The 25,291-nt window shown below is 30.7% G+C and carries 29 protein-coding genes; 2 read left to right on the top strand and 27 right to left on the bottom strand.

The window, feature by feature from the left end; translation table 11 throughout:
- Window positions 1-242: 242 nt before the first annotated feature.
- The 22 genes from glgA to ABMA45_RS06170 form a co-directional block, all read right to left on the bottom strand.
- On the bottom strand, window positions 243-1,685 hold the full coding sequence (gene glgA / locus ABMA45_RS06275; RefSeq protein WP_022089034.1) for a glycogen synthase GlgA: 1,443 nt from the start codon (window positions 1,683-1,685) through the stop codon (window positions 243-245).
- Between the two features lie 76 nt (window positions 1,686-1,761).
- Window positions 1,762-2,562 (bottom strand): sporulation transcription factor Spo0A, encoded by an 801-nt coding sequence (spo0A, locus tag ABMA45_RS06270; RefSeq protein ID WP_022089033.1) that lies wholly within the window; start codon window positions 2,560-2,562, stop codon window positions 1,762-1,764.
- Between the two features lie 241 nt (window positions 2,563-2,803).
- Window positions 2,804-3,559, bottom strand: coding sequence for an SseB family protein (locus tag ABMA45_RS06265; RefSeq protein ID WP_022089032.1), 756 nt, complete (start codon window positions 3,557-3,559; stop codon window positions 2,804-2,806).
- 88 nt (window positions 3,560-3,647) lie between these two features.
- Complete coding sequence (gene spoIVB / locus ABMA45_RS06260) at window positions 3,648-4,793, bottom strand: SpoIVB peptidase (RefSeq protein ID WP_022089031.1); 1,146 nt, start codon at window positions 4,791-4,793, stop codon at window positions 3,648-3,650.
- Window positions 4,794-4,973: 180 nt separating this feature from the next.
- Window positions 4,974-6,662 (bottom strand): DNA repair protein RecN, encoded by a 1,689-nt coding sequence (recN, locus tag ABMA45_RS06255; RefSeq protein ID WP_022089030.1) that lies wholly within the window; start codon window positions 6,660-6,662, stop codon window positions 4,974-4,976.
- A 49-nt stretch (window positions 6,663-6,711) separates the two neighbouring features.
- Window positions 6,712-7,161: an arginine repressor gene (argR, locus tag ABMA45_RS06250; RefSeq protein WP_022089029.1), complete on the bottom strand. Its 450-nt coding sequence runs from the start codon at window positions 7,159-7,161 to the stop codon at window positions 6,712-6,714.
- On the bottom strand, window positions 7,161-8,021 hold the full coding sequence (locus tag ABMA45_RS06245) for an NAD(+)/NADH kinase (protein WP_022089028.1): 861 nt from the start codon (window positions 8,019-8,021) through the stop codon (window positions 7,161-7,163). The genes argR and ABMA45_RS06245 overlap by 1 nt, the downstream gene beginning before the upstream one ends.
- A gap of 15 nt (window positions 8,022-8,036) precedes the next feature.
- Window positions 8,037-8,843, bottom strand: a complete 807-nt coding sequence (locus tag ABMA45_RS06240; RefSeq protein WP_022089027.1) for a TlyA family RNA methyltransferase — start codon at window positions 8,841-8,843, stop codon at window positions 8,037-8,039.
- Entirely contained in the window at window positions 8,840-10,711 is a 1,872-nt protein-coding gene (gene dxs / locus ABMA45_RS06235) for a 1-deoxy-D-xylulose-5-phosphate synthase (protein WP_022089026.1), read from the bottom strand. Before dxs ends, ABMA45_RS06240 begins: the two co-directional genes overlap by 4 nt.
- Window positions 10,712-10,713: 2 nt before the next feature.
- On the bottom strand, window positions 10,714-11,604 hold the full coding sequence (locus ABMA45_RS06230) for a polyprenyl synthetase family protein (protein WP_022089025.1): 891 nt from the start codon (window positions 11,602-11,604) through the stop codon (window positions 10,714-10,716).
- Complete coding sequence (gene xseB / locus ABMA45_RS06225; protein ID WP_022089024.1) at window positions 11,597-11,797, bottom strand: exodeoxyribonuclease VII small subunit; 201 nt, start codon at window positions 11,795-11,797, stop codon at window positions 11,597-11,599. The genes ABMA45_RS06230 and xseB overlap by 8 nt, the downstream gene beginning before the upstream one ends.
- Window positions 11,798-13,003, bottom strand: coding sequence for an exodeoxyribonuclease VII large subunit (gene xseA, locus ABMA45_RS06220; protein WP_022089023.1), 1,206 nt, complete (start codon window positions 13,001-13,003; stop codon window positions 11,798-11,800). It abuts the gene before it with no gap.
- A gap of 3 nt (window positions 13,004-13,006) precedes the next feature.
- A complete protein-coding gene (gene nusB / locus ABMA45_RS06215) occupies window positions 13,007-13,462 on the bottom strand; it encodes a transcription antitermination factor NusB (protein WP_022089022.1) in 456 nt (151 codons plus the stop codon).
- A 142-nt stretch (window positions 13,463-13,604) separates the two neighbouring features.
- The gene (locus ABMA45_RS06210) at window positions 13,605-13,976 is read right to left on the bottom strand and encodes an Asp23/Gls24 family envelope stress response protein (RefSeq protein WP_022089021.1); all 372 of its coding nucleotides are present in this window, start codon (window positions 13,974-13,976) and stop codon (window positions 13,605-13,607) included.
- Window positions 13,977-14,058: 82 nt separating this feature from the next.
- On the bottom strand, window positions 14,059-14,673 hold the full coding sequence (locus ABMA45_RS06205; RefSeq protein WP_022089020.1) for a SpoIIIAH-like family protein: 615 nt from the start codon (window positions 14,671-14,673) through the stop codon (window positions 14,059-14,061).
- A gap of 11 nt (window positions 14,674-14,684) precedes the next feature.
- A complete protein-coding gene (locus ABMA45_RS06200) occupies window positions 14,685-15,248 on the bottom strand; it encodes a stage III sporulation protein AG (RefSeq protein WP_022089019.1) in 564 nt (187 codons plus the stop codon).
- Window positions 15,238-15,543 (bottom strand): stage III sporulation protein AF, encoded by a 306-nt coding sequence (locus tag ABMA45_RS06195; protein ID WP_022089018.1) that lies wholly within the window; start codon window positions 15,541-15,543, stop codon window positions 15,238-15,240. Before ABMA45_RS06195 ends, ABMA45_RS06200 begins: the two co-directional genes overlap by 11 nt.
- Window positions 15,544-15,545: 2 nt before the next feature.
- Window positions 15,546-16,670 (bottom strand): stage III sporulation protein AE, encoded by a 1,125-nt coding sequence (locus tag ABMA45_RS06190; RefSeq protein WP_022089017.1) that lies wholly within the window; start codon window positions 16,668-16,670, stop codon window positions 15,546-15,548.
- Window positions 16,667-17,047, bottom strand: coding sequence for a SpoIIIAC/SpoIIIAD family protein (locus ABMA45_RS06185; RefSeq protein ID WP_022089016.1), 381 nt, complete (start codon window positions 17,045-17,047; stop codon window positions 16,667-16,669). The genes ABMA45_RS06190 and ABMA45_RS06185 overlap by 4 nt, the downstream gene beginning before the upstream one ends.
- Window positions 17,048-17,242: a stage III sporulation protein AC gene (gene spoIIIAC, locus ABMA45_RS06180; protein WP_117910187.1), complete on the bottom strand. Its 195-nt coding sequence runs from the start codon at window positions 17,240-17,242 to the stop codon at window positions 17,048-17,050.
- A 10-nt stretch (window positions 17,243-17,252) separates the two neighbouring features.
- Window positions 17,253-17,777, bottom strand: coding sequence for a stage III sporulation protein AB (locus ABMA45_RS06175; protein WP_022089015.1), 525 nt, complete (start codon window positions 17,775-17,777; stop codon window positions 17,253-17,255).
- Entirely contained in the window at window positions 17,768-18,613 is an 846-nt protein-coding gene (locus ABMA45_RS06170) for an ATPase, T2SS/T4P/T4SS family (protein ID WP_022089014.1), read from the bottom strand. Before ABMA45_RS06170 ends, ABMA45_RS06175 begins: the two co-directional genes overlap by 10 nt.
- A 163-nt stretch (window positions 18,614-18,776) precedes the next feature.
- On the opposite strand from ABMA45_RS06170, the gene ABMA45_RS06165 reads away from it, so the two are divergent.
- A complete protein-coding gene (locus ABMA45_RS06165) occupies window positions 18,777-19,826 on the top strand; it encodes a polysaccharide deacetylase family protein (protein ID WP_022089013.1) in 1,050 nt (349 codons plus the stop codon).
- 182 nt (window positions 19,827-20,008) lie between these two features.
- Here the strand turns inward: ABMA45_RS06165 and ABMA45_RS06160 are convergent, their stop codons facing one another.
- Window positions 20,009-20,983, bottom strand: coding sequence for an ATP-dependent 6-phosphofructokinase (locus ABMA45_RS06160; RefSeq protein WP_022089012.1), 975 nt, complete (start codon window positions 20,981-20,983; stop codon window positions 20,009-20,011).
- Between the two features lie 143 nt (window positions 20,984-21,126).
- The gene (locus tag ABMA45_RS06155) at window positions 21,127-21,840 is read right to left on the bottom strand and encodes a hypothetical protein (protein ID WP_022089010.1); all 714 of its coding nucleotides are present in this window, start codon (window positions 21,838-21,840) and stop codon (window positions 21,127-21,129) included.
- Between the two features lie 364 nt (window positions 21,841-22,204).
- Here ABMA45_RS06155 and rlmH point away from each other — a divergent pair, with 364 nt between their 5' ends.
- On the top strand, window positions 22,205-22,684 hold the full coding sequence (gene rlmH, locus ABMA45_RS06150) for a 23S rRNA (pseudouridine(1915)-N(3))-methyltransferase RlmH (protein WP_022089009.1): 480 nt from the start codon (window positions 22,205-22,207) through the stop codon (window positions 22,682-22,684).
- Between the two features lie 189 nt (window positions 22,685-22,873).
- Here the strand turns inward: rlmH and ABMA45_RS06145 are convergent, their stop codons facing one another.
- From ABMA45_RS06145 to ABMA45_RS06135, 3 genes are all read right to left on the bottom strand, one after another.
- Entirely contained in the window at window positions 22,874-23,626 is a 753-nt protein-coding gene (locus tag ABMA45_RS06145) for an amino acid ABC transporter ATP-binding protein (protein WP_022089008.1), read from the bottom strand.
- A complete protein-coding gene (locus ABMA45_RS06140) occupies window positions 23,613-24,329 on the bottom strand; it encodes an amino acid ABC transporter permease (protein ID WP_117910202.1) in 717 nt (238 codons plus the stop codon). The genes ABMA45_RS06145 and ABMA45_RS06140 overlap by 14 nt, the downstream gene beginning before the upstream one ends.
- A 136-nt stretch (window positions 24,330-24,465) precedes the next feature.
- Entirely contained in the window at window positions 24,466-25,254 is a 789-nt protein-coding gene (locus tag ABMA45_RS06135; protein WP_022089006.1) for a transporter substrate-binding domain-containing protein, read from the bottom strand.
- Between the last annotated feature and the right edge of the window lie 37 nt (window positions 25,255-25,291).

Here is a 25,291-nt window from a genome sequence, read left to right as displayed (position 1 = left end):
GTCCTATGCTTGATATATGTGCAAAATTTTTTATAAATACTCGGATTCCTACACTTGACATAGGCCCAAAAAATTTCTATAAAAATCTGGATTTCCATGCTTAATAAAAAGCAAAAAATTTCTATAAACATTTGGACCACCCATGTTTTAAAAAAATCCAAAAAAAGAAAAGACTGCATAAGCAATCTTTCCTTCTATATCATATATATTCATTAATATCGTTTAAAACTTTTTTGAATATATTATCCTATTAAATTGTCATATAAATTCTTATACTTTTCCGCTGAAGTTTTCCATGAGAAATCGACTTTCATTCCTCTTTCTATAATCTTATTCCAATCTCTCTTTTTATCATAGAATACTTTTTCAGCATATCTTATTGTTCCTAACATCTCATGAGCATTGTAATTTGCAAATGAAAATCCTGTTCCTGTTCCCTCAAATTCATTATATGGTTCAACAGTATCTTTTAATCCACCTGTTTCTCTTACAATAGGTACTGTTCCATATCTTAAACTCATTAACTGACTTAATCCACATGGTTCAAATAATGAAGGCATAAGGAACGCATCACATGCTGCGTATATTTTATGAGACATTGCTTCAGAATAGTAAATATTTGCTGAAACTGACTGTCCGTATTTCCAATCAAAATGTCTGAACATATTTTCGTAACGGTCTTCACCTGTTCCAAGAACAACAAACTGAATTGCATCTGAACAAAGTTCATCCATTATGTATGCAACTAAATCCAAACCTTTCTGATCTGTCAAACGGCTTACTAAACCAATCATCATCTTCTTAGGGTCTACTTCTAATCCTAATTCTTTTTGTAAAGCAACTTTATTCTTTACTTTTTCTTTTCTGAAATTAGCTACACTGTAATTCTTTGCTATATTCTCATCTGTTTCCGGATTATATTCATCATAATCTATACCGTTAACAATACCTGACAGGCAATTAGACCTTGCTCTAAGCAAGCCGTCTAACCCTTCGCCATAGAAAGGCATCTTTATTTCTTCTGCATATGTATCACTTACTGTTGTAACCCAGTCTGCATATACTATTCCACCCTTTAAATAATTACCATTATCATAGTCTTTTAATTTATCCGATGTGAAATAATAATCTGATAGTCCTGCAATATCTTTAATTGTGTTAATATCCCAAACACCTTGGAATTTCAAGTTATGTATTGTCATAATTGACTTAATGCCTTGATAGAACTCGCTATACGCAAAACTATCTTTGAGATATACAGGTATAAGTCCTGTATGCCAGTCATGACAATGTATAATATCAGGTCTAAATCCAATAACAGGAAGTGCTGACAATACTGCTCTTGAGAAAAATGCAAATTTTTCGAGGTCATATCTTACATCTCCATAAGGCTTTGGTCCTGAGAAATAATATTCATTATCAATAAAGTAATATGTTACTCCATCAAGTTCCATCTGCAAAATTCCGACGTATTGACGTCTCCAACATAAGTCCATATAAAAATGGTCTACATACTGCATTTTGCTTTTCCATTTTTCATCAATGCACATATATTTTGGAATAATAACACGTACATCATATTCTTTTTTATCAAACCACTTAGGTAACGAACCTACTACATCTGCAAGCCCGCCAGTCTTAATGAAGGGTACAGATTCCGATGCCGCAAATAATATTTTCTTCATATCTAGAACCTCCTGTACATATAGATTTTCTCTTATTATCTAGTATATAGTATTTTGTGACTATTTTAAAGTACAACTATCTACATTTATATTCAATTCTTATCTTATCAGCAATTAATGCTATAAATTCTGAATTTGTCGGTTTACCTTTTTCTGCATTTATTGTATATCCGAACAATTCATCAATTGTATCCATTTTTCCTCTGTTCCATGCAACTTCAATGGCATGTCTTATTGCTCTTTCAACTCTACTTGGTGTAGTCTGGAATTTCTTTGCAATTGATGGGTAAAGAATTTTTGTTATGGAATTTAACATTTCATTATCGTTAACGGACATTATAATCGCTTCCCTCAAATACTGATACCCTTTAATATGCGCTGGAACTCCAACATCATGAATAATATTAGTAACGTCGCTTTCAATATTTCTCTCCATAAATTTCTGCATATCTTCAAGTGGAGCAATTATCTTTTTATTTTCTGGAATTTTTTTCCCGTTAATTCCTTTTGCACTTTTTACCCTGTCTACAATCATATCCATTTCAAAAGGCTTTAACATATAATATCCCGCTCCATAATTAAATGAATCCTGAATAACCGCTTCATTGCTTATTGCAGAAGTTATTATAAAAAAAGGCATCCTTATCATAGTTCCGTCTTTATGTATCTTATCCATCAAAGAAAGACCGTCCATTTTAGGCATAATCAAATCAAGTAATACTACATCAGGACTGGTCCCCTTAATCAAATCAAATGCTTCTTCTCCATTTTTTGCTCTGCCAATTACATTTATTTCATCATCTGAGCCTAAATACTCATCCATCATTTCAACCATTTTATCGTTATCATCTACTATTGCTACCCTAATCTTATCCATATATATTCTCCTAATACATTATTGTTTAGAATGACTTAATCACAGCGCCACGAATTATCTGTTCATTCAACAAGATAAATTATAATTAGTTATTAAACGCGATTCAACTTAAACAAATCGCAATATTCGACTGTATATGACATTGTGGTTTACATATCTGGATTTAATTTTTATATAACGATTATTTATGTCAATAAACGATAAACAAAATGTCGAAACAGGTTTACAAAAGTCAAAAACTTTATTCGTTTATATAGACTTCAAATTCCTCTTCATCCGCAATAAGTATTTTATATCCGCTGTGTAATACAACAGGTACCTTTGGTTTAAGTAAGATTCCATTTACCTTAGTTCCATTAGTTGAATCGTTGTCAGCAATAATATATTTTCCATCCTTATATACTAAAATAGTGTGAATTTTGGAAATATATGATTCGTTAATTTCAATATCCGTTCCCACTCTACCAATAGTAAACGGCCATTTATTAACTACATATCTTTCGCCATTGTGTACTAAAACAAAGTCATCAATTTCAGCCTTAACTTCTGTTTTTCTTATCGGATTATCATCAACTTTCTTTATTAATGGCATTGATTTTGTAAACGGATTTATAACCAATCCATCGATGTCATCTCTTTCATTCATAAGATTATAACATACTCTTGACTGAACTCTTATCAATGAAAAGTGTTCTGCATAATCATCCGGTATCTGATCAAAAGAAGTAAATATAGGTAACATTCTTTTTCTTTCAGAATCTTTAACTACATCTGTTTTCAGAATTACTTTTTCTAAAAATTCCCCATCTGTTTGAGCTTTCTTAAAATCAACATCTGCAGCTAATATTACTTCTGCACTCTGTAATAACTTAACAATGCTTTTTTTGTAAATTGCCTTATCAGTTTTTCTGTTATACTTCTTTAACAAGTCCTCCATTTCCTTAATTATTTCAAAATTACTCATTTCACTAATATTTTCTGATCGTCTTGAAGCCATTTGTCTCTCCTTTGTAATTTATACTTATGAATAATTATACCATATTTATGACAATTTATATTAAAAAAATGTTTTTTATTCAATGAAATTATTGAATCATGTTACTTATAAGGCTTCCATACCCTTGATGTGGGTCATTTATAAGCACATGAGTAACCGCACCTATTAGTTTATCGTTCTGAATAATTGGTGCTCCACTCATCCCCTGAATTATGCCATTTGTTTTACTTAAAAGTTTCTTGTCTACAACCTCAATCACGAGATTTTTGTTCTGATTTGCCCTCTTTCTAACTCTATTAATATTAATATCATACTCGTTATATCTACCATCCTTATAAATTATAATTTTTGCTTTTCCACATTTTACTTCATCTGTTTTAGCAACTGAAACCTCTTTAAATTTTTCTACATCAATTTTCTTTAAATCAACATTGCCAAACAATCCTGTTTCACAATTTTTTGTAATTGTACCAACCTTATTTTCTTCGTTATAATCTATGCTTCCACAAAATCCTCCCGGTTCTCCTATTTTTCCCTTTTTAATCCCCCATATATTTGCATAATAAAGATTTCCTGAAAATGAAGTAACCATATCTCCTGTATCTAAATCACTTATGCCGTGTCCTAATGCCCCAAAAATTCCATTTGAAGTAACAAAAGTAATAGTTCCTAATCCCTGTGTATCGTCTCTAACCCAAAGTCCAATTTTGTATATTCCATTTTTGTTCTTCACAGGTTTTACTTTTTCTGTTATTTCTTCATCATTTCTTTTTATAGTAAGTTCTATTGTTTCCCCATTGCTTTTTTCGACTAAATCAATTACTTCCTGTTTTGAATCTACTTTTTTTCCATTTACTTTTACAATATAATCGCCTTTTTTTACTTTATTTTTCAATGGTGTAACCTTGTTGCCATCTATGCTTTCAAAACCTGCATAATCTATAATCATTATTCCATCTGTGTGAAGATATAGACCTACAGGCATTCCACATGCATATATTTTAGTATCACTTCCATTTATCTGAGCGCTGGCACTTTTTACATCATACTCATAATTAATTCCACTATCGTAATCTTTTGAAGAATTGTAAGCTGCCGTAAGTTCCTTAGGAATATTTTTTTCTATATATTCTTTACCTGTTACAAACACCATAATCGACCCTATAATTATGGAAACTATCAGATATCTTTTATAAATTTTAGCTCTACGTGTATTTTTATTTATTTGTTTCATACTCATTTATCCTCCTATTCTCCTTCTTTTTAACAAATATAAGAAAGCCTTTATTTGTTACTTTCTGATTATTTTTTGTGATATACACCAATTCAGCATAAAATATACTTTATTATTATTTACACAAATAAAAAAAGAAGGAATATTTTATTCCTTCTTAGTTTATGTAGTAATATAACTTTAAAACTGACCTAATTTTGCACGTTCTGCCATTTCTTTCATTTCTGTAGCATGTTTTATAGCTGTCTCGGTAATTTCTCCTCCACTGCTAATTCTTACCAGCTCTTTTATCGAATCTTCTCTTGATAATCTATATATATTCGTTTCAGTTGACTCATCATCAGTATTTTTTTCAATTAGATAATGTGAATCTGCCATAGCCGCAATCTGAGCCAAATGCGAAATACAAATAACCTGATGTTCCTTACTTATGCCCATCAATTTATCCGCTACCATCTGTGCAGTTTTTCCACTAATTCCTGTATCAATTTCGTCAAAAATCATTGTATCAATTTCATCTTCACCGGCAAGTATTGATTTAATAGCAAGCATTATTCTTGACAACTCACCTCCGGAAGCGACCTTTGCTAAAGATTTTACTTCTTCTCCTGGATTTGTAGAAATTAAAAATTCAACTTCGTCCTGTCCATTAGCTGATACATTTTCTTTTTTCGATACATTAATTTTAAATTTAACAGATAAAAAATTCAAATCTTCAAGAGCCTTAACAACCGTTTCTTCAAGTTTTATAGCATATTTTTTACGAAGAGATGAAAGTTTATCACATAATACAACTAACTCGCTCATCTCTTTATCTAATTTTGTTTTTGTCTCTTCTCTCATCAAATTATAATTATTTAAACTATCCAAATATGCCTGCTTTTCACCTTTATAAGCTAATATTTTTTCAATTGACTGTCCATATTTTAATTTTAAATGATTAATAAGATTCAATCTTTCTTCAACTTCAGCAACTCTTTGAGGCTCATAATTTACTTCATCTATATAATCTGATATTTCTCTGGCAAGTCCTTTGCACATATCATCTATATCATATATCTGTTTTTGTAAATCCGATAATTTAGAATCTATATCTGATATTTCCGATAAATCATATCCAACACGACTTATACACTCACACACACCCTGATTACCTTCATATCCCATAATCTGATATGCATCCGAAAGCGAAGACATAATCTTTTCAGAACCTGATAATTTTTTAAACTCATTCTCTACTTCATCATCTTCACCTAAACTTAAATTGGCTGCTTCAATTTCATTAATTTCAAATTCGGCAAATTCACATTCTCTAAGCCTTTTTGTTTCGTCCATATCGAATTTGTCTAATTCTTTTTTAATTTCAATATATTGACTGTATTTGTCGGAAATAGTATTTTTTAGTTCTTTTACCTCTTCACCTGCATATTTATCTAAAATCTGAAGATGTGTATTTTTATAAAGTAAAGACTGATGATCATGCTGGCCATGTATGTCTATTAGTAAATCCATTACATTTTTTAAAGTTGTAAGGCTAACAGTTTCTCCATTTATTTTAGACACACTTCTACCATAGGTTATTTTTCTGGAAACCACTATTATATTTTCATCTTCCGGATAAACATCGTATTGTTCTAACTTTTCTTTCAATCTTGAATCAATGCAAAACGTTAATTCAACAAGTGCATATTCTGCACCTTTTCTAATAATGTCTTTTTCAACTTTTTTACCTAAAGCAATATTCACTGAACCAAGAATTAACGATTTTCCTGCTCCGGTTTCCCCTGTCAAAACTACAAGACCATTTGTAAAATCAACATCAACTTCTTTTATTAATGCTAAATTTTTTACATGTAAATTAAGTAACATATTTCCTCCTAGCCTGCACATCTCTCCAAATTCACAGGTTAATTAGCCATTATATAATAAAACTTTCTAAATTTTTTTTTACATTTTCAGTATCGTGTGCATCTCTTATCGCACACATAATTGTATCATCTCCAGCAATACATCCTGCAACTTCCTTCATATTAATTGCATCAATAGCAGCAGCTACAGCCATTGCCATCCCTGCAACAGTTCGTACTACCAAAAGATTTCCTGCACATGTCATGGAAAGTATTCCATCTTTTAAAACCCTTATATATTTGCTGTTAATAGTCATGTTTTTACTGTGAGGTAATACATATTTTTGTTTTCCACCATTAATAGATACCTTAGTAAGGTTAAGTTCTCTTATATCTCTTGAAACAGTTGCCTGCGTTACGGCATAACCCTCATCAACAAGACATTTTGCCAATTCTTCCTGTGTTTCAATGTCTTTTTCAGTTATTAACTCTACAATTTTTCGCTGTCTTTGAACTTTCACTATTTATCTCCCATTTTTTTCTTTACTGTCTGTAAAAAACTGCTATCATCAAGCTTCACTAATTTTGTTGAAACCTGTGACTTTTCAATTGCTATAACATCTCCTGATTCAACCTCAACTATATTATCTCCGTCAAAAGAAATTCTTCTAAATTCTCCTTTTGGGTTCTTACATGTACCTATTGTAACTTCTATCTTATCTTCATCTGATAACACTATACTTCTCTGTCCTATTGAGTGAGCACAAATTGGTGTAAGAATAATTAAATTTGAATTAGGTCTTGCAATAGGTCCTCCTGCCGATAAATTATAAGCCGTAGACCCTGTAGGTGTTGATAAAATTATGCCATCAGCCTGAAATTTACCAAGTAACTGATTATTTACATGAACATAAAAATCAGAAATTCTAATGTCTGCACCTCTATGAATTACAATATCATTTAATACAGATGCTGAATATATTTCTTTATCATTTCTTATTATTGTTCCCTTCAACATCATTCGTGATTCAATTTTAAAATCATCCATAAGCAATCTATATAATGCATCTTCTATATCTTCAACACTGACTTCTGCTAAAAAACCTAAAGTTCCTTTATTAATCCCCAAAAACACAATATCTTTTGACATTAAATCCTGTGCTGCCTGTAAAAGCGTTCCATCACCACCAATTGTAATGACACACTCAAGATTTTCAGGCATCTTATCCGGATTTGTGTAATTGTATTTTTCATCTGTTAAATCTGAATTTTCAGAAATAAAGCACGTTCCGCCTTTTTCAGTAATAAAGCCTTCGATTTTTTTTGATAAAACATAATCTTTATCTTTATTATTATTTGTAATTATGCAAAAATTTTTCATTTATTTACTCCAAATTTATTTGTCCAATTCCTTATGGGAATTTTCAACTACATCTTTAACGGTAATTTCGACATCTTCTTCATTTTCATTTAATTTTTTCTTTAAATACAATAAATATTCAATATTTCCTTCCGGTCCTTTTACAGGGGAAAAATCTAAATTTAAAATTTTAAAATTAATACTTTTTGCATACTCTATTACATTATTTATTACTTCGATATGTACATTTTTATCTCGAACAACACCTTTTTTCCCTACTTTTTCTCTTCCTGCTTCAAACTGAGGCTTTATTAAACATACTATTTCACCATCATCAGTTAAAAGCTCTCTTACAGGAAGTAAAACTTTTGTCAAAGATATAAATGATACATCTATCGATGCAAATTCTATGACATCATCTATATCATCTCTTGTAACATATCTGATATTTGTTTTATCCATGCATACAACTCTTTCATCCTGAACAAGTTTCCATGCAAGCTGACCATGTCCAACATCAACAGAATAAACTTTTACAGCCCCATTTTGAAGCATGCAGTCTGTAAAGCCACCTGTAGAAGCCCCTACATCCATACATATTTTTTTATCTAAAGTAACTCCAAACTTGTCCATTGCTTTTTCAAGTTTAAGTCCTCCACGGCTAACATATTTCAATGTTTTACCACGAACTTCAATATTAACTGTATCTTTAAAAAATGTACCGGCTTTATCTTCTCTTTCATTATCGACAAAAACAATTCCACTCATTATAATTGCCTTTGCCTTTTCTCTTGATTCTGCTAAACCTCTTTTAACTAATAAAACATCTAATCTTTCTTTCATTTTATGAAATTTAAAATCCTTTCACATATACTATCTGCATCTAACTGCAATTTTTTTCTCAATTCTTCTACAGTTCCCTGCTCTACAAATTCATCCTCTATAGCTAAATTCATAACATCATTTTTATAGTTTTTGTCAGCCATATAAGATATAACTGCTTCGCCATAACCACCATGTCTTATTCCTTCTTCTATAGTAACTATATATTTATATTTTTTAGCTATAGAATCTATCATTTCTTTATCAAACGGTTTTAAAAACAATGCATTAATGAGAGTTGGATTACATCCTTTATCATTAAGACTCTTTACTGCATTATACGTTTCTTCAATAATATTTCCAACCGCAATTATTGCAACGTGTTTTCCTTCTATTAACGTTTCGCTTTTGCCCATAACAAGTTCATTATTCAAATTTTCAAATACATTACTTGCTTTACCTCTCGAAAATCTAATTGCTATCGGTCCATTATATTTTTGAGCAAATTCCAATGCTTTTTCTAATTCTCTTCCATTTTTAGGAGCAATTATGGTCATGTTAGGAATATTTGAGAAAAATGATATATCAAATATACCCTGATGAGTTTCACCGTCTTTTCCAACCAACCCTGCTCTGTCGATAATGAATGTAACCGGTAAGTTTTGCAAACATACATCATGTATTATCTGATCATATGCCCTTTGATAAAACGATGAATAAATTGATATAAACGGTTTCTTGCCATTTGCTGCTAAACCGGCTGCAAAAGTAACAGCATGTTCTTCTGCTATTCCTACATCAAAAAATTTATCCGGATACTTATCACCAAATTTTTTCAAGCCTGTTCCATCCGGCATTGCAGCAGTTATTGCAACTATATTTTTATTTTCATTGCCTAATTCTAATATCTTATCTGAAAATATATCTGTATATGTTTTTACATTGCTCTCATTAATTTTTTCACCTGTTTTAACATCAAATGAATCAATTCCATGAAATTTAGTAGGATTATTTTCTGCCGGCAAATAGCCTTTTCCTTTTTTGGTAAGTACATGAATTAATACAGGATGTTCAATTTTTAATGCATCCTCTGTAATTCTAATTAGTTCATCTATATTATGTCCATCTACAGGTCCTATATAAGTTACACCCATATCGTCAAAAAATTTGGCATGTACAAAGAACTGTTTAAAGTTATCCTTAACCCTTTTTACTCCGGCACTTAAATTATCACCAATTTTTGGAATACCTTTAAGTAAATGTTCAACGTCAACTTTAAATTCATTATAATGTTCGCCAACTCGTATTTTATTTAAGTATTTTGACATTCCACCTACATTTTCAGCTATAGACATATTATTGTCATTTAAAACAATAACAAAATTTCTTTTTAATGCAGCAACATTATTTAAAGCCTCAAAAGCAAGTCCACCTGTAAGTGCACCGTCTCCGATTACAGCTACTACCTTGTCATCATTACCATTTAATTTATTTGCTGTTGCAATTCCTAATGCAGCTGAAATTGATGTCGAACTATGTCCTGTATCAAATGAATCCGCTTCACTTTCATTTCTCTTTGGAAATCCACTTAACCCTTCAAAGCATCTTAATGTAGTAAAATCATCTTTTCTGCCCGTAAGAATTTTATGTGTATATGCCTGATGTCCTACATCCCACACTATCTTATCCTTAGGAAGATTTAAAACAAGATGCAATGCCATCGTCAACTCTACTACTCCTAAATTAGAAGCTAAATGTCCACCTGTCTTACTTACATTTTCTACAAGAAAATTTCTTATCTCCTGAGCCAAAACCGGATACTTATCGTGTGGTATCTTTTTTATATCATTTATATTGTTTATTTCATCTAAGTATACATATTTGCTCATATCTATTTCTTTCTGTTTATCAATTCATTAATAAGATTATTCAAGAACTCGTTTTTATAATTTAATTCATCTAATAAATTTAATGCATCATTAGAATAATCTTCAACTTTTTTCTTTGCGTCATCAATTCCCATTAAAGTCACATAAGTTGTTTTGTGATTCTTCTCATCGCTAAGAACCGGTTTTCCTAATTCTTCAGTTGTACTTGTAACGTCTAAAATATCATCCTGAATCTGGAATGCAAGTCCCACATTTCTTGCAATCTGTTCCATTTTTTTGATATCATCATCGGTTGCATTTCCAAGTATTGCACCTGTCATCATAGACGCCTCTATTAAAGCTGAAGTTTTCAACTTATATATAAAATTAATAGTATCTATATCCATAGGTCTTTCTTCATTTAAAACATCTACTGTCTGTCCGCCAATCATCCCATAAACACCTGCTTTTTTAGCGATTGTGCTCATGGCTTTTGCCATTTTTCCAGGCTGCTTGCTGTTAACAACAGCTTCAGACATAATTTCAAAAGCATAATTTAACAAGGCATCTCCTGCTAAAATAGCCATATCCTCACCAAACGCTATATGTGTTGTCTTTTTTCCACGTCTGTATTCGTCATTATCCATTGCTGGAAGATCATCATGCACCAATGAATATGTATGAATCATTTCCATTGCAGCCATAAACGGATACGCTTCTTCATCATTTCCACCAAATAGTCTGCATGATTCTAAAATAAGCATTGGACGAAGGCGCTTTCCTCCAGCTTCAACACTATAATTCATTGCTTCAAAAATTATTTTCTGAAGTCCTTCTTCTTTAGGGCAATACTGTTTAATAATATCTTCAATTTTGGAAATTTCAGTTTTTTTCTGTTCAGCATAATTATTCATCTTCACTACCACCTTCAATCACTTTCATTTCCTTTTCAACTTTATCTATCTTATCATTACAGTCTTTTATTAATTTTAATCCTTTTGAATATAAATCAAAAGATGTTTCTAATGTAACATCTTCTGACTCCATTTTTTCAATTATTTCTTCGAGTTTAGTAAAATTTTCTTCGATTGTACTTGCCTTACTCATTTATAAACTCCCTTTTTCTATTTTTTCTACGACACTTGTTACTTTTCCATCTTTAAGATTTAACAATACCTTTTCTCCTACATCAATCTGTCCGACAGAAGTAATAGTATGCAAATTATCATCAGTTATATACGCATATCCATTAGATAATTTATTTAATGGTGATAAACCGTTTAAGCGTTCTGCTAAAATTCCCAAAGTATGTTTATCATTTGTCAATTTATTTTTAAATAAATTCTCCATTTTAGTAAAAAGTTCATCTACGTATTGTTTCTTTGTTAACAGTTGATTTTTAGGACTTGCATAATTTACTCTTGCCTCATAATTTTTAACTAAAATTCTATTCTTTTGAATTTCTCTTTCAAGTTTATTTTCAAGAGTTCTTTTATATTGGAATAACTTATTTTTAAATTCATTATAATCAAAAACAGCTAATTCTGCAGCTGCTGATGGTGTTGGTGCTCGCAAATCAGCTACATAATCAGCTATTGTAGTATCTGTTTCATGCCCAACAGCTGATATTACCGGCGTTTTCATATTAAAAATTGTTCTTGCAACTGCTTCTTCATTAAACGCCCATAAATCTTCTATAGAACCACCACCACGTCCTACAATTATAACATCCATGTCCATTTCATCTAAATACCTAAGTCCTTGTACAATGCTTGCAGCTGCATTCTCGCCTTGTACGATTGCCGGATATAAATATAATTGAACATATGGATTACGTCTTGAAGATATATTTCTTATATCCTGAATAGCTGCTCCTGTACTTGCTGTGCATATTCCGATTTTTGTGGCATATTTAGGAATAGGCTGTTTGTACATAATGTCAAACATGCCCATTTCTTCTAATTCTTTCTTTAATTCTTCGTATTTCTGATAAAGTTGTCCTGCTCCATCTAGCATTATCTGTTTTGCATATACCTGATATGCTCCACTTTTTTCATATACTGAAACACTTCCAAGAACAATAACATCTTGTCCTTCTTTTAATGTAAAATTAAGTCCGCCTCTGTTACCTGCAAACATTACACCGGAAATAACACCACCTTTATCTTTTAGCGAAAAATAAATATGACCTGACGTATGATATTTACAATTACTTACTTCACCTTTTATATATATACTGTTCAAAACAAAATCCTGAGTAAACATATTTTTAATGTAAGAGTTTACCTGAGATACTGAATATACTGATTTCATTATTTACTCCTGAAATAACTTAGCTAAAATTCCATTAATAAATGCAGGTGCATTATCACTTCCATATTTCTTTGCTAATATAACAGCCTGATCAACTGCAACTTTTCCCGGAACTTCATCATCCATAGCCATTTCATAATATGCAAGTCTTAATATAGACAATTCAACTTTTCCCATTCTGTCAGTCTTCCAACCTACTGCGACTTCATCAATTGCTTTATCAATTTCAGGAATTGCATCAATTATTTTGTTAACTCTCTCTACTATATATTCTTTATCTTCAAATGGAATTAATTCTTCTACACTATCTTCACTAATAATCTTGTTAGTCTTTTCTCTTTCTTCATCTTCTAAAGATTCCATGTAAAGTTTATATTGTTCTCCCATTTCTTCCTTACTATGAAATTCTTTACAAAAAAGTAATTTAAATGTGTTTTCTCTTATTTCCGTTCTATTCATATCTGCCTCCTAAGTTTTAATTACTAAGCGAATATTTTCATAACCCAACTAGTATATCTATATAAATCATATCATGTCATACAATCATCAATCTATATCCCAAAAAAGGGTGTCATAAATGACACCCGCTTTTAAGGTATTATTATTTTACTTCTACACTTGCGATGTTGACATTGACTACATCGACATTCAATCCTGTCATATTCTCTACAGAGCTTTTAACCTTACTCTGAACTGCTTTAGAAGCTTCTAAAATATTTGTTCCATATTCCAGGTTTAATGATAAGTCGATAACCATGCTGTTTTCTGATACTGTAACCTTTACTCCCTTTGAAAGTTTCTTCATTCCAAGTTTAGCAACTATATCAGCTGTTATATTGCCTGCCATCGAAGCTACTCCTTCAACTTCCATTGCTGCAACAGCTGCAATCACTGCGATTACATCATCATTGATTTCAACTTCTCCAACTTCTCCACCTTCATATATAGTATAAGTAGTTCTCTTTTCTTCCATTTAAAGCCTCCTAATTATTTCATCTTTGTGCTTGTCACGTATAAGTATATCATTGCGGCAGTATTTTTACAACTTAATTTACTTACTTATGCGCAGGGGTTATTACAATTTTATCTGCGCTAATATCTGTTTTTCTTTTAATCGTTTCCTCTATTTGTGCCCTCTTCTGGTCTGTTATTTCCTGTTCATCTATAATTACATCTACCTGGCTATCCGAAAGCGTTACAATTACATTTGAAAAGCCTTTTGCCTCAAGCAATGTTTCTATTGTATTTTCCAACTCACTACTTTTAGTAATCTCAACCATTGCTTCTACTGCACTTGTTTTTTCTTTTTCACTTACTGTTTCGTCATTTATAACTTTTAACAATGTTTCTTTGTTTTTTGAGCGGATTTGTTCTCTGTCTATACGTGCCTGAATGATAAAATCCGTAAGCTTCGAACTGGTCATTACAGCTTCTCCCGGCTGAAGTGTTGTTTCTTCCACTGCTTCACCTGTTTCATTTTCATCGAGGCTTGCAATTTCTCCATTACTTAATATGTCATCAGTTCCATATGTAGACTCATATATTTCATTTGTGACTTCTTTGTTTTTGTCATTAAAATTTGAATCCGTATACTTAAGGTACCCTGCAATTACAATTAGTATTGCCAAAACTGTTACTATTATCTGATTCTTTTTAAATATTTTTTTCATGATTCCTCCTATCATTTCATTTCTGTTACCGATATTTTATGTGATTCAATATCAAATAATGCCTGAATTATACTAATAATATTATTTTTTATTTCACTATCAAAATTTCCTTTGATACACACTGCCACACCTTCAACCTGCGGATATAATTCTTTGACTACATATGGCTGTTCTCCATTCTCTCCATCTACTATTACTGTGTTGTTTTTTTTACTTTCTTTGCCCGTTTTGTTTGTTTCCCTTTCATCATTTTCAACAACAACTTCATTGTCTTCTTTAACGATTCTTTCTTCTGATGATTTTAAAGTAATCATCACTTTTGCCTTATTCACCCCCTTTATGTTTTTAACAAGTTCTTCAACTTCTTTTTCAATCTCATCTTTATATTCGTATTTCTGATTAAATGTATTTTTTTCTTCATACTGACTATACCTTGCTTTATTTTCATTTACTTCATCTTTTTTTAAATAAGAACTTGCAATCAATAATACTCCTGCTATTCCAAGCATTATCCATTTTGTAAGTCCTATTTTTTTTATATTTTCATACAACTGCGAAAATAAATCATCTTTCAAAGTTCTCTCCTTCTAGAATTCTTTCATAAATTTTTGTTTCCATTTCATTTATTTTTTCATCAACCTGTAAATCATTATTTAATTCAAATGAAACATCATCCACTTTGTCATTAATTTCATTTAACAAAAAATCAAAATTTAAAATAGGTTTTAGAATAACTATTATAAGTAATATTCCAATTAAAACTTTTATGTATTTTTTATAGTTTATGTTTGGCATAAAATCTAAAATCAGATTTGCAAAAAGACTAAAAAAAACTATCCCTTTTATATATCCTGCTAATTCTTCAAACATCCTTATCCTCCATTGCCGGTAGAAATACAAATTATTGCAATTGTAATAATAAATAAAAAGCCAACAACACTTATTCCTCTGTTTAATAGTTTTATTCCTTCACTTGTCTGCTTAATACAATTCAATATTCTTTTATCTGCAATTGGTTGTAATACTGCACCACTTATCTGAACTACAGCTGAATATGCAGTCATTTTCACCATTGGAACAATGCACACAAATACAATCAATATTATTGCAAGAACCCCGATACTGTTTTTTATTATTCCTACTGAACTCAATATTATCTGTGCTACTGCGTCAGTCCCATTTCCAACTATCGGTACATTTGAAATAATTTTCTTTGCTATATTATTTTTTGCTAAATCTGTTGTCGGCAGAATCAGACTTTGAATCAAATTAAGTCCGGTAACTGTCCCTAATATAATCTTATAAATAAAATTAATTGCTTTTTTTATCAAATCTGCCATACCTGACAAAAGATCTTCTTTTGAAATTGAATTAACCATGGATATTGCCATATATACTTTAAGCATAGGAAATACAATATTCAGTATGACAGCCTCTATTACTGCTATAAGTGTCATAATAAGACTATTGAAACCAAGTGCTGTTGCCTGACTTGTAATTCCAACCGCCAGCAAATATGTAGGAATTATTGCACCCATAAGCTGTAATATAAACAAAACAAGTTTTTCTCCAATTTCCATTGCAATTTGAAAAATATACATTAGTGTAGAAATCTGCAAAACATAGCAAGCATAAAATGCCATTTCATTAACGCCATTTTTAGATGATGAATACGAGAAATTAACAATCAATGCCGCAAATACTGTTGTAAATATGATAGTAATTATTACCTGTTTTATATCATTAAACTGATTTTCCAATTTATCTCTTACATTATCGATAATTATATTTACCGCAGCCATTACATTTCCCTTAGAAATTTCCTGTAACAGTTCATCTATATCAATGGAATACTTTTCACTCTGCATAACATTTTGTGTTTCTTTTAAATCGAAATCATCAAGTGTAATATATGTATTTGATTCAAATTCATTTGCATAAACGCTTTTACAGCAAATTATTCCTACAATTATTGAAACTAATATTATTCTTTTCATAACAGCAACCCATTTATACAATTAATTAACGATTCTAATATTGGAACACTTACTACAAGAATTGTAATTTTCCCATAAATTTGGATTTGATTTGACAATGCGCTATATCCGCTATCTTTAGCAATATCTGATACAAACTCGGCAATGTAAGATATTCCCATTATTTTGAGAAGAATTATAATTTGCTCGTCATTTATGCCGGTATCATTAATTATTTTTTTCAATATTTCAACAACTTTAATTATTCCTGAAATAGAATAAAAAAATATAATTACACAGCCGACAATCATAATTACAACACTATATTCACTTTTAATATTTTTTAACTGCAGGGCCAGAATAACTATTATTATTCCTAAAACTCCAACGGTAAACATTTATAATTCGAACAGGTTTTTTATAGTATTAAAAAGCTCATATATATAAGGAATTATCCACATAAGAACCAGTATTAATCCTGCAAGACTTGTTAAAAAAGCCTGTTCCTCCCTTCCGCTGTGTTTTAATATTTGTCCTATTACTGAAACAATTATTCCAACTGCAGCAATTTTAAAAATTATACTTATATCCATAGCATCACCATTAAATTATCGTTATAACAATAAGTAAACCAAACATCGAGGCTACTGTTTTATAAAGTCTACATTTCTCATCCTTTTCTTTTTCAAGCTTGTCTATTTGCAATTGGATTTTTTCTAAATATAGATTCATATTATTTATCTGAGTATCCTTGTCCGTTATTCCAAGCAAATTTCCCATATCCTTTAAATCATTTAAATCAGATGCTTCAAGACTGGTTTTTGTCTTAATTTTTTTTTCTACATTTTCGCACCATACATCTGTTATTTCTCTTTCAGTATTTCCATTCAAATCCTTAACTACACTTTCCAAAAATTCCTTTATAAATTCTTTGGAATTTTTGGAGATTTTTGTAAAAACATAATCCAGATTCGAATTGTTATATTTAATTTCTCCACAAATAAAAATAATTGTTTTCTTTATTTCCTCAAGCTGCCTTAGTCGATTTAAATAATTCGAACTAATCTCTTTGCCCGACATGCAACCCGCTACAATTAAAAATGCTGCTCCAATAAACTTTATATACATTCATATTCTCCAATCTCTTCTATATAAATATATTTTTTAAACAAATCCTTATATTTTGTCACTTTTTCATTTACATTGCTACCATGTGCTGTAGCAATAACACCAACCCCACTTTGCTTAGCAAAATATAAACCTTCTATATCTTCTTTATTTCCAATCTCATCAACAGCAATTATGTCGGGAGCCATTGCACGTATTGCCATGACTATTCCATCTTTTTTCTCAAATGCAGTCATAACATCTGTTCTTATTCCCAAATCATTTGTAGTCATTCCTTTATAACTTGCCGCAATTTCGCTTCGCTCATCAATTACAGATATATTGAACTTACCTTTATCACTTAAAAGCCTTATAATGTCCCTAAGTAATGTTGTTTTTCCTTTTCCGGGCTCTGATATAATTAAAGTATTTTTAAATATGTTATTTTTATATATTTTTTCATATAAATCGTTTGCACATCCAATAATTTCTTTTGCAGACCTGAAATTTAAATACGATACATTATTTATATATTTAATTTCATTATTTTCATAAACTGCTTCACCACAAATTCCAATTCGATGCCCACCTTTTACGGTAATAAATCCTTTTTTTATTGAATTTTCATATGCGTATGTAGAGAATTCCGTAATTATGTTAAATATCCGATTCATATCTGTATTTTCAATTTTAATTTCATCGATTACATATTCTTTTTTTATTGTCCTAACGCAAATCGGTTTATTTACCCTTATTCTAATTTCCAATATTTGCTCTATATCAGGCACTTTATTTTTTATTTCTGAGGCTATTTTTTGTGGCAAATACTCTAATACATTCTTTCTTTCATTTCCCATATTGAATTATATGAGGACATGCCACAATTATGCTATTTACTTTTTTTAATTTGGACTTTAAAATGGATTTATGTTATATATATATAAATTTATTTTTTGCATCTGATTAGTATAATCCTTTATTAGGATTACATTTATTACTTGCAATGGAATGGAGATTTTTATGAAAAAAAAGTTTTTAAAAACATTATGTTTAACAGCACTTGGAATTTTTATATGTTCCACTATAACAATGGCTGAGGAAATTACTACTTCTGCAGTTATACCTGAAACATCAACAACGGTTATTTCAACTACAGACACTACTGTAGCATCTACTACAAATACACCTACAGACACTACTATAGTTAAGAAAAAGCCTAAAATTAAATCTACGATAAAAAAAATTTCACTTAACAAAACTGTTTTAAGATTAAACAAAAAGGATTCCCGTAGTCTTAAAGCACTTTATACTGACAAGAAAAAAGAAGGCATAATCTGGGTTAGCAAAAATCCATCTATTGCTAAAGTCAACAAAAAAGGCGTTGTTACAGGAAAGAAAAAGGGCACTACATATGTTTACTGTATGTCTAAGTCCAAAAAAGTTAAAGCCAAATGCAAGGTTGTTGTCGGAAATTTTAAATATATGGCTGTAACATTTGATGACGGTCCAAGTCCATACACAAAAAAATTAGTTGATTCGCTAAAAAAATATAATTATAATTCAACATTTTTTGTTGTTGGTCAGTATGTAACTGCTAAAAAATCTGTTTTAAAAGAATCTTTTAACAACGGAAATGAAATCGGAAGTCATTCATATGACCATGCTAAATTAACCAGTTTATCAGAATCAGATATTAAATCTGAATTTAACAAAACTAAATCTGTGGTTAAATCTGCAATCGGAATCTATCCTACACTTATAAGACCTCCATATGGAAGTTTTAATGACACTGTATCAAAACTTGCAGATGTTCCTATGATTTACTGGTCTGTAGATACTCTGGACTGGAAAAATAGAAATGTTAACTATGTATATAAAGAAATTATTAAAAGCGCTGACAAAGGAGAAATAATTCTTCTTCACGACTCACATCCTACATCTGTAGACGGATTCATTAAAGCTTTGCCCGAATTAAACAAAAAAGGCTATGAACTTGTAACTGTCAGTGAATTATTCAAATTAAATAAAAAGAACTTAAAACCTGGAACAATGTATTATAATTGCTATTAAATTAAATATTGCATCATTTATCTTGTTATATTTTCTAAACTAAACAAGTACCCTCTAGAGATTGTTTCATATTATACGGTTTGAAACGTGCGTCGCAGGGCGTACAATTAACAAAATGCGTAGTGCTTAATTTACACTACGCATTTTTATAATCTATAAATTAATTTGTCTAATCTGAGAGTCTAATCTGATAACAATAAACTTAATTTGTACTGAAATGAATCAATCTGACTATTCTGAATATTTAAAGCTTCATTTATTGAATAGTCTATAAGCTTATCATCTTTTATAGCAACAATTCTGTTCTTATTGCCATTCATCAATATTTCCACGGCATAAGCCCCCATTAATGAACCATACATTCTATCCTTAGCTGATGGTTGTCCACCACGCTGGATATATCCTAATACTGAAACTCTTGATTCAATACCCGTTTTTTTCTTTATTAAATCAGCAAGTTCATTCGCATCTGTTACGCCTTCAGCAACCACAACTAAATAACTGTTTCTTCCATCTTCATGTCGTCTCTTTATTGCATCTGTTACATTATCATAATTGCCATCCCATTTTTCAGGTAAAATAATAGCATCGGCTGATGTTGCCATTCCTGCCCACAAAGCGATATATCCGCGTTTTCTTCCCATTACTTCTACAACGCTACATCTACCATGCGAAATAGATGAATCGCGGATTTTATCAATTGCTTCTGTCGCAGTATTTGCAGCAGTATCAAATCCTAACGTATATTCACTACATGAAACATCTCTATCAATTGTTCCTGGAATACAAGCAATGTTTATTCCTTCTTTTTCAAAATCAATTGCACCCCTTAAAGTTCCATCTCCGCCGATTGCCACAACAGCATCAACATTATTTTTTCTCAAATTATCTGCGGCCTGTTTTCTAAATTTTTCATCTAAAAATCTTTCGCTTCTGCTTGTGTATAAAATAGTGCCTCCCCGATTGTTTATATTTCTAACATCATCAGGCTCTAATTTTATAGTTTCCCAATCTATAAGTCCTTCGTATCCTCTAAAAATTCCAACTACTTCTATTCCAAAACGTGCCGCACTAAATACAACTGCTCTTATAGCTGAATTCATTCCCGGTGCATCTCCTCCACTTGTTAAAACTGCAATTTTTTTAATTTCACTCATTTTATTTTTCTCCTCTAAATTAACTATATTACGTATACATTCTCTTCATATATTATCCTATTTTTCACTATCTATTATTAGTACTAAGCATAAAAAAGCTCTTGCATTTTATATCTATTAATGCAAGAGCTTTTATTTTATATTTATTCTTCATATATACTCTGATATATATTCTCAATAAGTTCATCTATCAATGCCTCATCAGCATCCTCAAATTCATGCATCAATATGTTTTTTATTACCTCAGCACGGTTGAAAAATAATATTTCTACATGATCATCCTGTGGTACTTCTTTATCAATTATTTCTTTTGTTATGTTTTCTTTTGCAAATTGATTAATTTTATTTATAAGTTTATCCTCAATGTCAGCCTCAATTTTAACTTTTTTAGCATGCATAAATGATACAATTCCGGCAGCAAGGAATATTATAAACATTCCTCCTAAAACAGAATTAAACAACCATTTAGTCTGACTTGATATTGGAAATTTAATAACATTAATCCATTGAAGAATCATAACAAAAAGTCCAACTCCACCAACTAAAATCAATGTATATGCTGATGACTTTACATCTTCATATTTATCTGATAATTTCTGATATGTCTTTGCAGAACTCATAAATCTGCTTTCTTCATCTTCTTTGTCAACTGATACATTTCCATCCTCTAAAGATTCATATGTTTCGCCTAAATTAGCATTCTCTAATTCAGCATTAATTATATTCTCATTATCCATAATTTCTTCATCAGACTCATTAGTTATATCATCTAAGTTGTCTACTAAATCGCAACCACATTCGTTGCATTTTTTTATTCCATCTACAAATTCGTATTTACATTTTGGGCAAAATGGCATTTACATTTCCTCCGTATACCGTATAATGATATTTACGGATTGTTTTGCACTTAGTGCTCTCACAATCCTAAAAACATTTACTTTTATTGTATAATGATATTTACGGATTGTTTCGCACTTCGTGCTTTCTCAATCCTAAAAACATTTACTTTTATTGTATAATGATATTTACGGATTGTTTCGCACTTCGTGCTTTCTCAATCCTAAAAACATTCGGATTTCGCCCTATCGGGCTACTTCCTCATGTTTTATGGATACCATAAATGTGAGTTTTTTTGTGCAAGCAAAAAAAACTCCCGCTTCGGTATCCTTATATCATTATACTCTATTATTTGTTTTTGAACAAGGTGAAAGGATTTTAAATATGAAAATTACACTCATTACTGTTGGCAAAATTAAAGAAAATTTTTATAGAGATGCAATTGCTGAATATTCTAAACGTCTTTCAAGATATTGTAAATTAAATATTGTTGAAGTTGCCGATGAAAAAACAATCGAAAACAGTTCCGATACAGAAATTAATTTAATTAAGGAAAAAGAAGCTGAACGAATTTTAAAGCACGTTCCAGACAACGCATATGTTATTACTTTAGAAATTTTAGGAAAGCAATTGGATTCCGTTGAATTATCTAAAAAGATTAATTCACTGGGAATAACCGGTGAAAGTCATATTATTTTTATTATTGGCGGTTCTTTAGGCTTACATGAAAGTGTTTCTAAACGTTCTGATTTTAAATTAAGCTTTTCAAAAATGACTTTTCCACACCAACTAATGCGTGTAATTTTATTAGAACAAATATATAGAAGTTACAGAATCATAAATAATGAACCTTATCACAAATAAATCATAAACAAAGTTTGCGACACTTCATTCTTAAATTTGACATTTGAAAACTAAATTTTATAAAAGTAAATTATTCTACACAAAAATATAAAAAGCAGCGAGCCTTAACTCACTGCTTTTTAGTATATATATATCAAAAATTAATCTTAAAATGATTTATATAAAACACTTTTATAATTCCATTAGTCTTTATAACACTTTTGATAAAAAGTCTTTTAATCTCTGGTTCTTTGGATGTTCAAATATTTCTTCCGGAGTACCTTCTTCAATTATTCTTCCCACATCCATAAATATAACTCTTGTTGCAACTTCTCTAGCAAATGCCATTTCATGTGTAACAACAGCCATTGTCATTCCTCTGCGTGCTAAATCCTTCATAACACTTAAAACTTCACCTACCATTTCAGGATCAAGTGCTGATGTAGGTTCATCAAAAAGCATTACTTCCGGATCCATGCACAAAGCTCTTGCAATCGCAATTCTTTGTTTCTGTCCACCTGATAACTGTTTTGGATACGCCTCAGCACGATCAGCTAAATTAACAACTTCAAGAAGTTCCTTTGCCTTAGCCTCGGCTTCTTCTTTGTTTTTAATTTTGAGTTTTGTTGGTGCTATAGTCATATTCTTCATTACAGTCATATGAGGGAAAAGATTAAAATGCTGGAATACCATTCCCATTTTCTGTCTGTGTTTATCTATATTAGTTTTCTTCCCTAAAAGATTTTCACCTTCAAATATAATTTCTCCATCTGTAGGTATCTCTAAAAGGTTTAAACAACGGAGCATTGTACTTTTACCACTACCTGACGGTCCAATAATAACTACAACTTCTCCTTCGTTAATTGTAAGATTAATACCATCTAAAGCTTTGATAACTTCACCTTTGTAGTATTTCTTTACATCTTTCACAACAATTAAAGGCTGACTATTATCTTTCATCATTTCTTAGTCTCCTTTCTAATCTTCCAACTAAATAAGTAAAGAACATTACCATTACCAAATAAATAACAGCAACTGTTATAAGTGGCATAAACGCACTATATGTTCTACTACGAATAATATCTCCACCCTTTGTTAAATCCTGGAGAGCAACATAACCTGCAACTGATGTTTCCTTTAATAAAACAATAAATTCATTTGCAAGGGCAGGTAAAATATTCTTAAATGCCTGTGGAAGAATAATATAAATCATTGTCTGAATGTAATTAAATCCTAAACTTCTTCCTGCCTCAAACTGACCTCTGTCAATTGCCATAATACCACTTCTAATTATCTCAGCAACATATGCACCAGAATTAATTCCAAATGACAAAATAGCAATAGGTACTTTATTATTTGATGTTGAAAAAATTACATAATACATAATCATTAACTGAACAACTACCGGTGTTCCTCTGATTACTGTTAAATAAATTTTTGCTACTAAGTTTAAAATCTTTAATACTGCCTTACCGACTTTAGATTTCATACTTTCATAATTTGTATCATAAGTAGAACGGATAATAGCTATTACCGAACCTAAAACAATACCTAAAATAACTGCAAAGAATGTAACTTCGAGAGTTATTTTCAAACCGTCAGTCAAATATTTCCAACGGTTATCCTTTATAAAATTAAGTACAAAATCATCTTTTATGTCAGCCATAGAAAAAGCTTTAATAATAAAATTCTCCATTGTTTCTCCTATAAAATATGTAATGCCCCCGCCCTTCGGTCAGCGGCTATTCATCGGAAACATTTACATAAAATGAACTACGTTCATTTTGTTTCCCCGTTACTAATTATTCAGCATTAATATATTTGTCAAGGATTTCCTGAACCTTTCCTTCATCCTTTAATTCTTTTAATGCTCCATTTATTTTTTCTGTTAATTTATCATTTCCTTTTTTAATAGCAATAGCATAATCTTCTGTTACATACTCTGTATCAAGAATTTTTAATCCTTCGTTTGCAGCTACAAATTCTTTTGCCGGCTGATTATCAATAACTACACAGTCAATCTTTCCTGCGATTAAAGCCTGAACAGCATCTGCACCTTTGTTAAATCTTTCAACTGTTCCTAATTTTTTACCTTCGATATCATCTGTACAATAAATATCACCTGTCGTTCCACTCTGTACACCTATTGAATGATTTGCCCCATCTGCAAATAAGTCATCAACTGTAGTAATATCTGAACCTTCTTTTACAATAACAACCTGAACACCTGTTGCGTAACTGTCCGTAAAGTTAACATTTTTAAGTCTGTCTTCTGTTACTGTCATTCCTGCAATACCAACATCTGCTTTTCCACTCTGTACTGCTGTAATGATTGAATCAAAGTTCATATCTTCAACCTGTAATTTAAGGTCTAATTTGTCAGCAATTGCCTGCGCTATTTCTACATCAATACCTGTAACTTCACCGTCATCTCCATAATATTCATATGGTGGGAATTCTGCGTTTGTTCCCATAATTAACTTGTCTTCATTAACTGTTCCATTAGCTGTTTCTGATTTTTTACTTCCACATGCTGTAAACATTGATACAGCTAAAATTGCTGAAAGTGCTACTACTAATACTTTTTTCATTTGAATTTCCTCCTAAATAATATGTATTGCCCCCGCC

Source organism: Eubacterium sp. CAG:156, assembly GCF_000434315.1.
Lineage (GTDB): Bacteria > Bacillota > Clostridia > Lachnospirales > Lachnospiraceae > Eubacterium_U > Eubacterium_U album.
This window is presented reverse-complemented; position numbering and strand designations above follow the sequence as displayed.

Excerpts from the sequence above, each read along its gene's own strand:
- glgA (WP_022089034.1), bottom strand. The coding sequence starts at position 1,685 with ATGAAGAAAATATTATTTGCGGCATCGGAATCTGTACCCTTCATTAAG.
- spo0A (WP_022089033.1), bottom strand. The coding sequence starts at position 2,562 with ATGGATAAGATTAGGGTAGCAATAGTAGATGATAACGATAAAATGGTT.
- ABMA45_RS06265 (WP_022089032.1), bottom strand. The coding sequence starts at position 3,559 with ATGGCTTCAAGACGATCAGAAAATATTAGTGAAATGAGTAATTTTGAA.
- spoIVB (WP_022089031.1), bottom strand. The coding sequence starts at position 4,793 with ATGAAACAAATAAATAAAAATACACGTAGAGCTAAAATTTATAAAAGA.
- recN (WP_022089030.1), bottom strand. The coding sequence starts at position 6,662 with ATGTTACTTAATTTACATGTAAAAAATTTAGCATTAATAAAAGAAGTT.
- ABMA45_RS06245 (WP_022089028.1), bottom strand. The coding sequence starts at position 8,021 with ATGAAAAATTTTTGCATAATTACAAATAATAATAAAGATAAAGATTAT.
- ABMA45_RS06240 (WP_022089027.1), bottom strand. The coding sequence starts at position 8,843 with ATGAAAGAAAGATTAGATGTTTTATTAGTTAAAAGAGGTTTAGCAGAA.
- dxs (WP_022089026.1), bottom strand. The coding sequence starts at position 10,711 with ATGAGCAAATATGTATACTTAGATGAAATAAACAATATAAATGATATA.
- ABMA45_RS06230 (WP_022089025.1), bottom strand. The coding sequence starts at position 11,604 with ATGAATAATTATGCTGAACAGAAAAAAACTGAAATTTCCAAAATTGAA.
- xseB (WP_022089024.1), bottom strand. The coding sequence starts at position 11,797 with ATGAGTAAGGCAAGTACAATCGAAGAAAATTTTACTAAACTCGAAGAA.
- xseA (WP_022089023.1), bottom strand. The coding sequence starts at position 13,003 with ATGAAATCAGTATATTCAGTATCTCAGGTAAACTCTTACATTAAAAAT.
- nusB (WP_022089022.1), bottom strand. The coding sequence starts at position 13,462 with ATGAATAGAACGGAAATAAGAGAAAACACATTTAAATTACTTTTTTGT.
- ABMA45_RS06210 (WP_022089021.1), bottom strand. The coding sequence starts at position 13,976 with ATGGAAGAAAAGAGAACTACTTATACTATATATGAAGGTGGAGAAGTT.
- ABMA45_RS06205 (WP_022089020.1), bottom strand. The coding sequence starts at position 14,673 with ATGAAAAAAATATTTAAAAAGAATCAGATAATAGTAACAGTTTTGGCA.
- ABMA45_RS06195 (WP_022089018.1), bottom strand. The coding sequence starts at position 15,543 with ATGTTTGAAGAATTAGCAGGATATATAAAAGGGATAGTTTTTTTTAGT.
- ABMA45_RS06190 (WP_022089017.1), bottom strand. The coding sequence starts at position 16,670 with ATGAAAAGAATAATATTAGTTTCAATAATTGTAGGAATAATTTGCTGT.
- ABMA45_RS06185 (WP_022089016.1), bottom strand. The coding sequence starts at position 17,047 with ATGTTTACCGTTGGAGTTTTAGGAATAATAATAGTTATTCTGGCCCTG.
- spoIIIAC (WP_117910187.1), bottom strand. The coding sequence starts at position 17,242 with ATGGATATAAGTATAATTTTTAAAATTGCTGCAGTTGGAATAATTGTT.
- ABMA45_RS06175 (WP_022089015.1), bottom strand. The coding sequence starts at position 17,777 with ATGTATATAAAGTTTATTGGAGCAGCATTTTTAATTGTAGCGGGTTGC.
- ABMA45_RS06170 (WP_022089014.1), bottom strand. The coding sequence starts at position 18,613 with ATGGGAAATGAAAGAAAGAATGTATTAGAGTATTTGCCACAAAAAATA.
- ABMA45_RS06165 (WP_022089013.1), top strand. The coding sequence starts at position 18,777 with ATGAAAAAAAAGTTTTTAAAAACATTATGTTTAACAGCACTTGGAATT.
- ABMA45_RS06160 (WP_022089012.1), bottom strand. The coding sequence starts at position 20,983 with ATGAGTGAAATTAAAAAAATTGCAGTTTTAACAAGTGGAGGAGATGCA.
- ABMA45_RS06155 (WP_022089010.1), bottom strand. The coding sequence starts at position 21,840 with ATGCCATTTTGCCCAAAATGTAAATACGAATTTGTAGATGGAATAAAA.
- rlmH (WP_022089009.1), top strand. The coding sequence starts at position 22,205 with ATGAAAATTACACTCATTACTGTTGGCAAAATTAAAGAAAATTTTTAT.
- ABMA45_RS06145 (WP_022089008.1), bottom strand. The coding sequence starts at position 23,626 with ATGATGAAAGATAATAGTCAGCCTTTAATTGTTGTGAAAGATGTAAAG.
- ABMA45_RS06140 (WP_117910202.1), bottom strand. The coding sequence starts at position 24,329 with ATGGCTGACATAAAAGATGATTTTGTACTTAATTTTATAAAGGATAAC.
- ABMA45_RS06135 (WP_022089006.1), bottom strand. The coding sequence starts at position 25,254 with ATGAAAAAAGTATTAGTAGTAGCACTTTCAGCAATTTTAGCTGTATCA.